The sequence below is a fragment of the Luteibacter sp. genome, assembly GCF_051958795.1.
Lineage (GTDB): Bacteria > Pseudomonadota > Gammaproteobacteria > Xanthomonadales > Rhodanobacteraceae > Luteibacter.
In genome coordinates this window covers 1-9,284 of record NZ_JBQCFT010000346.1, presented here as the reverse complement: position 1 = coordinate 9,284, position 9,284 = coordinate 1, and the positions used below count along the sequence as shown (strand labels likewise).

At 66.0% G+C, this 9,284-nt stretch carries 10 protein-coding genes; 2 read left to right on the top strand and 8 right to left on the bottom strand.

All coding sequences use genetic code 11. The annotated features are described in order from the left end of the window. The 3 genes from ACTHLF_RS18330 to efp form a co-directional block, all read right to left on the bottom strand. Window positions 1–252 (bottom strand): YciI family protein (locus tag ACTHLF_RS18330; RefSeq protein ID WP_440329220.1); only part of this gene is annotated, 252 nt, incomplete at its 3' end. Continuing rightward, window positions 249–1,589 (bottom strand): TRZ/ATZ family hydrolase, encoded by a 1,341-nt coding sequence (locus ACTHLF_RS18325; protein ID WP_440329218.1) that lies wholly within the window; start codon window positions 1,587–1,589, stop codon window positions 249–251. The genes ACTHLF_RS18325 and ACTHLF_RS18330, both read right to left, overlap by 4 nt. Before the next feature lie 83 nt (window positions 1,590–1,672). Then, window positions 1,673–2,254, bottom strand: coding sequence for an elongation factor P (gene efp / locus ACTHLF_RS18320; RefSeq protein ID WP_247428306.1), 582 nt, complete (start codon window positions 2,252–2,254; stop codon window positions 1,673–1,675). A gap of 88 nt (window positions 2,255–2,342) precedes the next feature. On the opposite strand from efp, the gene epmB reads away from it, so the two are divergent. Together epmB and ACTHLF_RS18310 are read left to right on the top strand one after the other, a co-directional pair. Then, window positions 2,343–3,368 (top strand): EF-P beta-lysylation protein EpmB, encoded by a 1,026-nt coding sequence (epmB, locus tag ACTHLF_RS18315; protein WP_440329216.1) that lies wholly within the window; start codon window positions 2,343–2,345, stop codon window positions 3,366–3,368. A gap of 99 nt (window positions 3,369–3,467) precedes the next feature. Beyond that, on the top strand, window positions 3,468–5,531 hold the full coding sequence (locus tag ACTHLF_RS18310) for an EAL domain-containing protein (protein WP_440329214.1): 2,064 nt from the start codon (window positions 3,468–3,470) through the stop codon (window positions 5,529–5,531). A 146-nt stretch (window positions 5,532–5,677) separates the two neighbouring features. Here the strand turns inward: ACTHLF_RS18310 and rplS are convergent, their stop codons facing one another. From rplS to ffh, 5 genes are all read right to left on the bottom strand, one after another. After that, entirely contained in the window at window positions 5,678–6,073 is a 396-nt protein-coding gene (gene rplS / locus ACTHLF_RS18305; protein ID WP_440329212.1) for a 50S ribosomal protein L19, read from the bottom strand. 12 nt (window positions 6,074–6,085) lie between these two features. After that, window positions 6,086–6,868, bottom strand: coding sequence for a tRNA (guanosine(37)-N1)-methyltransferase TrmD (gene trmD, locus ACTHLF_RS18300; protein ID WP_440329210.1), 783 nt, complete (start codon window positions 6,866–6,868; stop codon window positions 6,086–6,088). 18 nt (window positions 6,869–6,886) lie between these two features. Continuing rightward, window positions 6,887–7,402 carry a ribosome maturation factor RimM gene (gene rimM, locus ACTHLF_RS18295; RefSeq protein WP_440329208.1) on the bottom strand — a complete coding sequence of 172 codons (516 nt, stop codon included), beginning with the start codon at window positions 7,400–7,402 and terminating at the stop codon, window positions 6,887–6,889. Further along, complete coding sequence (rpsP, locus tag ACTHLF_RS18290) at window positions 7,402–7,653, bottom strand: 30S ribosomal protein S16 (RefSeq protein ID WP_139983897.1); 252 nt, start codon at window positions 7,651–7,653, stop codon at window positions 7,402–7,404. The genes rimM and rpsP overlap by 1 nt, the downstream gene beginning before the upstream one ends. Before the next feature lie 132 nt (window positions 7,654–7,785). Continuing rightward, the gene (gene ffh, locus ACTHLF_RS18285) at window positions 7,786–9,165 is read right to left on the bottom strand and encodes a signal recognition particle protein (RefSeq protein ID WP_440329206.1); all 1,380 of its coding nucleotides are present in this window, start codon (window positions 9,163–9,165) and stop codon (window positions 7,786–7,788) included. Window positions 9,166–9,284 lie beyond the last annotated feature (119 nt).

Sequence of the window (9,284 nt, the reverse complement as noted above, 5' to 3'; positions counted from 1 at the left end):
CTCGTGGACAGTAAGGGTGGACGAGCCGCTGGCATGCAGCGGGTCGCCATGGACGATCTGCGTCGCGGTCTCCAGGTCGGCAGCGCGCAGGAGGTAGGCGCCGCCGTTGCCATCCGTGAACGGGCCGGTCATCTCCAGCAGGCCGCGCTCGATCAGGCCGTCGAGGAACACCATGTGTTCCTGCGCCGCCGACGCCTGGAAGCCGGGGTTGCGCATGGCCATCACCAGGTAGAGATGGATGGTGTCGTTCACGGCGCATCTCCCGCCGCGATCTGTTCGCGCCAGCCGCGAGCCTTGTCGCGGATGGCGTCGACATCGATACCGACCAGGGTCTTGTCAGCCAGCTTGCGCTTGCCATCGATCCAGACATCGCTGACCTGGTGGCGGCCGGTGGCGTACACCAGCTGCGAAGCCACGTGGTACAGCGGCTGTGTCTCCAGGTCGTCGAGGCGCACGGCGGCCAGGTCGGCGCGCTTGCCCGGCTCGATCGAACCGATCTTCTCGCCCAGGCCGATCGCCTTCGCGCCATTGAGCGTCGCGGCACGCAATGCGCTGGCCGCGTCGAAGGCCGCCGCATCGCCCGCCACGGCCTTCGCCAGCATCGCGGCCGTGCGCATCTCGCCGAACATGTCGAGATCGTTGTTCGAGGCACAGCCATCGGTGCCGATGCACACGTTCACGCCAGCGGTGCGCAGTTTTTCCGCCGGGCAGAAGCCGGAGGCGAGCTTGAGGTTCGATTCCGGGCAATGCACGACCGATACGCCCGCGGCGGCGCACGCGGCGATCTCGCCGTCGGTGAGCTGGGTCATGTGCACGGCGATGAGGCGCTCGTTCACCAGGCCCAGCTTCTGCAGCCGCTGGAACGGCCGCACGCCATCGCGCGCCTTGCCCTCTTCCACTTCCTGCGCGGTCTCGTGCGTGTGCAGGTGCACCGGGATGTCGAGCTGCTCGGAGAGCACGCGGATGCGCTCGAAGTTCTCGTCCGAGACGGTGTACGGCGCGTGCGGTGCGAACGCGGTGGTGAGCAGCGGCTCGCCGCGCAGGCTGTCGTGCACTTCCTCGGCGCGCTGGAAGTACTCATCCGAGGTCTTCGCCCAGGGCGTCGGGAAGTCGATGACCGGCAGCCCGATCACCGCGCGGAAGCCCATCTGCCGGTAAGTCGCGGCGATGACATCCGGGAAGAAATAGTTTTCGTTGGCGCAGGTCGTGCCGCCACGGATCATCTCGGCCACGGCGAGTTCAACGCCATCGCGGATGAAATCCGGGCCCATGACGCGGCCTTCGGCCGGCCAGATGTGTTCCTGCAGCCAGACCATGAGCGGCAGGTCGTCGGCCAGGCCACGCAGCAGGGTCATCGGGTTGTGCGTGTGCGAGTTCACCAGGCCGGGAATCAGCGCATGTTCGCCCAGCGAGACGCGCTCGCGCGGGGTGTAGTGCTGGCGTGCTTCATCGGCCGGCAGGATCGCGAGGATCTCGCCCTTGTCGATCGCCACCGCGTGGTCATCCAGCACCACGCCATGCGGTTCCACCGGGACGACCCAGCGGGCTTCGATGAGGAGATCGATTTCTCGGGTGTCGTTGGAGCTCATGGAGACCTTTTCCTTGCGCCTGATAAGCGAACGGCACGGCGCCCAGGGGGCGGCCGTGCCGTCGTGTACGTCGATCGTGCGTCTTACTTGACGCGGCTGTCGTACTCGCCGGTGCGGGTATCGACCTTGATCACTTCATCCTGGTTGACGAACAGCGGCACGCGGACCACGGCGCCGGTTTCGAGCGTGGCCGGCTTGCCGCCACCGCCCGAGGTATCACCACGGACGCCCGGATCGGTTTCGACGATCTTCAGCTCAACGAACTTCGGCGCCTGGACGGCGATGATCTGGGTTTCGTTGAAGATGGTGATGACGCACTGCTCGTCGCCCTTCAGCCACTTCCAGGCATCGCCCATGGCGGCCAGGTTGGCGCGGTACTGCTCGAAGGTCTCCGAGTGCATGAAGATCCACTCGCGGTCGTCGCCCGTGCCTTCGATGTACGAGAAGCTGGCGTCCGTATCGGTGGCATTCGCCTCTTCGTACGAGTCGCTCGACTTCAGGGTCAGCTCGGTGGTGCGGCCGTCCTTGAGGTTGCGCACGCGGATGCGGGTGAACGCCTGGCCCTTGCCCGGCTTGATGAAGTCCGCCTCGGTGATCACCCAGGGATCGCCGTTGTGGAGGATCTTCTTGCCCGTTTTGACGTCATTGAGGCCAAGGCTCGCCATGTGTTGCATGCTCCAGAGGTGAATCCGCCCGCCGGGCGGCTAAAATAGGGGTCTGTTACGGGCCGCAGGGCCCGCCCCAAGGCCCACCATGATAACCGCAAGCCCCACTCCCCGCCTACCGACCACCACCCTGGGTTGGCGCGAAGCCTGGCGGGACGCCATTACCGACCCCGTGGAGCTGCTCCACGCCGCCGGCCTCGGCCACCGCACCGACCTGCTGCCGCCGGATGACGCTGGGTTCCCGCTGCGGGTCCCCCGCGGCTTCGTGGCCCGCATGCGCCAGGGCGACCCCACCGACCCGCTGCTCCTGCAGGTGCTGCCGCAGCGGGCCGAGCATGCGGAAGCGGCCGGTTACAGCGTGGACGCCGTGGGCGACATGGCGGCGAAGGCCGGCCATGGCCTTCTTCACAAATATGATGGCCGGGCGCTGCTGATCGCGAGCGGCTCCTGCGCCGTGAACTGCCGCTACTGCTTTCGCCGGCACTTCCCCTATGGCGAGGAAATCGCCGCGGCGGCGCAATGGCGCGAGGCCCTGGCCCATGTCGCGGCCGACACCTCGATCCGGGAAATCATCCTCTCCGGCGGTGATCCGCTCGCCCTGGCCACGCACAAGCTCGAGGAGCTGACCCGCGGCCTCGCCGACATGCCGCACGTGATCCGGCTGCGCATCCATACCCGCCTGCCCGTGGTCCTGCCGGAGCGCGTGGACGAGGCATTCACCACGTGGCTCGCAGGCCTGCCCCTGCAGAAGGTGGTGGTGTTGCACGCCAACCATGCGAATGAGTTCGACGCCTCGGTGGACGCCGCCTGCGCCCGCCTGCGCGCCGCGGGCGCCACCCTGCTCAACCAGTCGGTGCTCCTGCGCGGGGTCAACGACGACGCCGGTGCGCTGGCGGATCTCTGCGAGCGCTCGTTCGCCGCAGGGGTACTGCCCTACTACCTGCACCAGCTCGACAAGGTCAGCGGCGCCGCGCATTTCGAGGTCGCTGACGAGGCAGCCCTTGCCTTGGTCGACACGCTGCGGGCACGCCTGCCTGGCTACCTTGTCCCAAAACTGGTCAGAGAATTGCCCGGCGACCCTTCAAAGCGTCCCATTGCCGATTTCGCGCGTTAGTATGGGCCATCCTGCCGGTAAACCCGACGGGACCGCGCGACAGGGGGCGCACACTGGAGTCCGGTGTGCCGGGGTGGAACTGCGGTAGCCAATAAAAGCATGAAACACGACAACGTCATTCGCGTCCTCTTCATCGAATCGTCGGTGGAAGAGGCGGAACTCCTGATCAATGTCCTGCGCAACGGCGGTATCGCCGTGCGGGCATCCCGGGCCACCAACCCGGATGAGATCCAGGCCTGCCTGGCCGAGCAGGTGCCCGACCTGGTCCTGATGAATCCGACGGTCCCGGGGATCGAGCCTGCCCACGTGCTGCGCCAGCTCGACGCCAGCGGCCGCGACCTCGCGGTCATCGCCGTGCTCGAGCACCTCGACGACGACGAGGTCTCCGACCTGCTCTCCGGCGGCGTCCGCGGCGTCGCCCTGCGCAAGCGCAACGACCAGATCCTGGCCACGGTGCATCGCGAGTTCCAGTCGCTGTCCATGCGCCGCCAGGTGCGCCGCCTGGAAACGGCGCTTCGTGAAACGGAACGCCGCTGCGATTCCCTGCTCGATTCATCGCGCGACGCCATCGCCTACGTCCATGAAGGCATGCATGTGCGCGTGAACCAGGCCTACCTCGAGGCCTTTGGCTTCGCCGAATACGACGACATCATCGGCCTGCCGATCCTGGACCTGATTTCCGGGACCCACGCCGACGATTTCAAGAACGCCCTGCGTGGCGTATCCAAGGGTGAGAAAACCCCGCCCCCGATGGAGCTGCTGGCGCGTCGCGATGACAGCAGCACCTTCAAGGCGGTGGTCGAGTTCGCCCAAGCCACGTTCGAGGGCGAAGCCTGCCTGCAGATCGTGTTCCGCCAGCAGACCGTGGACCCCGCCCTCGTGGCGCAGCTGTACCAGGATCCGGTCACCGGCCTGTTCAACCGCGCCCGCACGCTTGAGCACATCGACGAAGCCGTCGCAGCCGCCGCGGCGGGTCGCGCTGGCCAGGCTGTCCTGCTGATCGAGCCGGACAACTGGAAGGAGCTGGTCGCCAGCGCGGGCATCGCCAATGCGGACCAGGTGCTCGCCAGCCTGGCCACGCGGATCAAGGACGCGCTGGACGAAGAGGACATCCCCGGCGTGCTCGGCGACCATACCTTCGGCATCGTGCTCGCCCCGCGCGGGGACCTGGAGCACGCGGCCCTCACCGAACGCCTGCGCGCCAGCATCGCCGATGCGATCGTCGATGCCGGCACCCGCTCGCTCAGCGTCACGGTCACCGTCGGTGGCACGCTACTGGCGGAAAAGAACGCCAACGCGGAAACCGTCCTCGACCAGGCCAGCGCGGCGCTGCGCAACGCCCAGAACCAGGGTGGCAACCGCGTGGAGCTGCACGACCCCGCCGCTCGTGAAAAGGCGGACGCCGAGCGCGAGCAGTACTGGCTTGATCTCGTTCGCGAGGCGCTCGCCCAGGACGGCCTGCGCCTGTATCACCAGCAGATCATCAGCCTGCAGGATGCGGCGGGCGAGTACTACGACATCCTGGTCCGCATGCGCGGGCCCAAGGGTGACGTGCTGCCTTCGTACTTCTTCCCCGTCGCCGAACGTAACGGCCTCCTGCCGGCGATCGATCGCTGGGTGCTGGGCCACGCCATCGACGCCCTCGTGCACCGCGAGAACGATGGCCTGACGACTACCTACTTCGTGAAGATCACCGCGCAGTCGCTGGAAGATCCGGACCTGCTGCCGTGGCTGAAGCGCCGCCTGGAGACCGCCAAGCTGCGTCGCAGCCAGCTGGTCATCGCCATGCCGGAATCGAAGGTGTTGACGATGTTGCGCAAGGCCCAGGAATTCTCGGTGGGCTGGCGCCAGTCGGGCGGCAAGTTCGCGGTCGAGCAGTTCGGTTCCGGCCTGAACTCGTTCCAGATGCTCAACCACGTCGAGGCCGACTTCCTGAAGATCGACCGTAGCTACATGACCGACCTGCCGCAGCACCCGGAAAACCAGAAGCGCATTTCGGAGATCTGCAAGGAAGGCCATGCGACCGGCAAGCAGACCGTGGCCGAATGGGTCGAGGATGCCGTGAGCACCTCGCTGCTGTTCGCCTGCGGCGTCGATTTCGTGCAGGGCAACTTCCTGCAGGAGCCGGCGAAGGTGCTGGCCGAAGAGTACCTGCCGGTCTGACACTGTGGGAGCGCGCTTGCGCGCGATGGTTCTGGCCGCAAGCACCCATCGCTCGCAAGCTCACTCCCACAAGCGCTCGGACGCCACGCACAACAAAAAAGCCCGCGATCGCTCGCGGGCTTTTTCGTATGCCTTGCAGCAACCGATTACTCGGCGGTGGCGGCAGCCTTCTTCGCGGCCTTGGCGGCAGCGGCGGCGGCCACGTCTTCCTTGATGCGGGCAGCCTTGCCTTCGAGGCCACGCAGGAAGTACAGCTTGGCGCCGCGGACCTTGCCCTTGCGCTTCACTTCGACCGAGTCGATGGCCTGGCTGTGCGACTGGAACACGCGCTCGACGCCGGTGCCGTGCGAAATCTTGCGCACGGTGAAGGCGGAGTGCAGGCCACGGCTACGCTTGGCGATGCAGATACCTTCGAACGCCTGGACGCGCTCGCGGTTGCCTTCCTTGACCTTGACGTTAACGACCACGGTGTCGCCAGGGCCGAAATCCGGCAGCTGGCGGGTGATCTGCTCGGCTTCGAACTGTTGGAGAAGTTTGTTCATGGCACACACCTGTCAATATTTGTTACGGCGGTCGTCGCCGGCCGCACCGTTTGGCCGTGCATATTCACGGCGGAATTCATCCAGCAAAGCCCGGGACTCATCATCCAGGACCAGCTGCGTTAGCAGATCCGGCCGGCGCAGCCAGGTTCGACCTAGCGACTGCTTGCGACGCCACCGGGCAATAGCCGCGTGGTCGCCGGAAAGCAGCACCTCCGGCACGCCACCCCATGCGTCGTGCTGCACGGGACGGGTGTAGTGCGGGCAATCCAGCAAGCCGTCCGAGAACGAATCCTGCTGGTGGGACTGCGCATCGTTCAATGCGCCTTCCTGCAGACGACCCACCGCATCGATAACCACCGCTGCGCCGAGCTCCCCGCCAGACAGCACATAATCGCCGATTGAGAGCTCTTCGTCGACCTCGTGCTGGACAAAGCGTTCGTCCACACCTTCATAACGTCCACAGATCAGGGCGATTCGCGGCATGTTTGCCAGCGCTTCCACCCGTTTCTGCGTCAGCCGCGCGCCTTGCGGGCTGAGGTAGATCACGTGCACCGGTTCCGGTGCCGCTTCCCGAACCGCCGCCAGCGTCGCTCGCAGGGGCTCGATCAGCATCACCATGCCTGGTCCACCGCCGAAGGGGCGGCCATCCACGGTGCGATAATTGTCGGTGGCGAAGTCACGCGGGTTCCAGGCCTCGACCTGTAGCAGCTCGCGCTGCTGCGCCCTTCCCACCACCCCGATACCGGCCGACTGGCGGACGAAATCGGGAAACAGCGTTACCACGTCGATGCGCATGACTTCAGGTACCGCTGCTCAGAACTCGGGGTCCCAGTCCACCACGATGCGGCCGGCGTCGAAATCGACGGACTGCACGTAGGGGCCCTGGACGAACGGGACCAGACGCTCTTTCTCACCATCCTTGACCACCATGACGTCGTTGGCGCCGGTGGAGAACAGATGGCTTACCCGGCCGAGCGAGACATTTTCCGTGGTGACGACCTCGAGGTTTTCGAGATCGAACCAGTAGAACTCGCCAGGTGCGGGAGGCGGCAGTGCGTCACGCGAGACCGTGATCTCGCAGCCGACCAGCGTTGCCGCCTGGTCACGATCCTCGATACCTGGCAGGGAGGCGACGATGCCCTTGCCCTGCGCGTTACCTCGGATCCCGCTCATCTCCCGTTCCACGCCCGGCGCGGTCAGCAGCCATGGCTGGTACCGGAAGATCTGGAGGCGGGGCTCGGTCCAGCTTTCGAGCTTGACCTGGCCCTGCACACCATGGAGCCCAACGATGCGCCCTACGCGGACGCGCCTGCCAGGCTCACTCGACATCAGGCAGCCAGCTTGCCGGCTTCCTTGACGAGCGCGCGGACCTTATCGGTCAGCTGAGCGCCCTTGGCCACCCAGGCGTTGACCTTGGCGACGTCGAGCTCGAGACGCTTGTCAGCGCCCGAAGCGACCGGGTTGTAGTAGCCAACACGCTCGATGTTACGGCCGTCGCGCGGGCTGCGCTGGTCGGTCACAACGATGTGATAAAACGGACGGCCCTTGGCGCCACCGCGCGAAAGACGAATCTTGACCATAAGTTACGTGCTCCAGAGTGCCGGATGCCGGCAAGGCGCGCGCGAGAAGCGGGCGCGGTAAAGCCGGACATTTTAGCTAAAGTTTTCAGAAATGGAAGTACCTGCGGGTACTTCCGTGACCTCGCGGCCGGTTTAGCGCGGCGGCATCATCCCGCCCATGCCGCCCATGCCCTTCATCGCGCCACGCATCTGGCGCATGAGGCCCTTGCTGCCGCCCTTGGACAGCTTGGACATCATCTTTTCCATCTGCATGAACTGCTTCAGCAGGCGGTTCACATCGGCCGGCTGGGTGCCCGAACCACGGGCGACACGAGCCTTGCGCGAGCCGTTCAGGAGATCCGGGTGGCGGCGCTCCTTCTTGGTCATCGAGCCGATGATGGCGACCATTTTCTTCAGTTCGCCGTCGTTGACCTTCGATTTGACGTTCTCAGGCAGGCTGGAGACGCCCGGCAGCTTGTCCATGAGGCCGGCCAGGCCGCCCATGTTGTTCATCTGCTCGAGCTGGTCGCGCATGTCGTTGAGATCGAAGCGCTTGCCCTTCATGACCTTCTCGGCCAGCTTCTGGGCTTTCTCGTGGTCGACCTTGCGCTCGACTTCCTCGACCAGCGACAGCACGTCGCCCATGCCGAGGATGCGCTGGGCGACGCGATCCGGATGGACCGGCTCGAGCGCGTCGGTCTTCTCACCCGCGCCCCGGAACTTGATGGGACGGCCGGTGACATAGCGCACCGACAGGGCCGCACCGCCACGGGCGTCACCGTCGGTCTTGGTGAGGACCACGCCGGTGAGCGGCAGCGCGTCGGAGAATGCCTTCGCGACGTTGGCCGCGTCCTGGCCCGTCATCGAATCGACGACGAACAGGGTTTCAATCGGATTGATGGCGCCGTGGAGGGCCTTGATCTCCTCCATCATCGCTTCGTCGACGTGCAGGCGGCCGGCGGTATCCACCAGCAGCACGTCGATGACTTCGCGGCGCGCGGCAGCCACGGCCGCCTTCGCGATATCGACCGGGTTCTGCCCGGCTTCCGACGGGAAGAACGCGACATCGACCTGGGTGGCGAGGGTGCGAAGCTGCTCGATGGCGGCCGGACGGTACACGTCGCAGCTGACCACCATGACGCGCTTCTTCTTGCGCTCCTTGAGGAAGCGGGCGAGCTTGCCGACGGTGGTGGTCTTGCCCGCGCCCTGCAGGCCGGCCATGAGGACGACGGCGGGTGGCTGGGCGGCGAGGTTCAGTTCGCTGTTGGCGACGCCCATCACGGCGGTGAGCTCGTCGCTGACGACCTTCACCAGCGCCTGGCCGGGCGACAGGCTCTTCATCACGTCCTGGCCGATGGCGCGGACCTTCACGCGCTCGACCAGCGCCTTCACCACCGGCAGGGCCACGTCGGCCTCGAGCAGGGCGATGCGGACCTCGCGCAGGGTTTCGCGGATGTTTTCCTCAGTCAGCCGGCCGCGACCACGCAGGCGGTTGACGGTATCGGAGAGGCGTTGGCTGAGCGATTCAAACATGGCGAGAGCCGTCGGGGGATACGTGAACACCCGATTATAGCTGGTTAGCTGGTCGTGGGTGCCCACCCAGTGGGGGCCCACTTTTAGCGACCCTGGCGGTTGCCCCCCTGCGGCGGGCG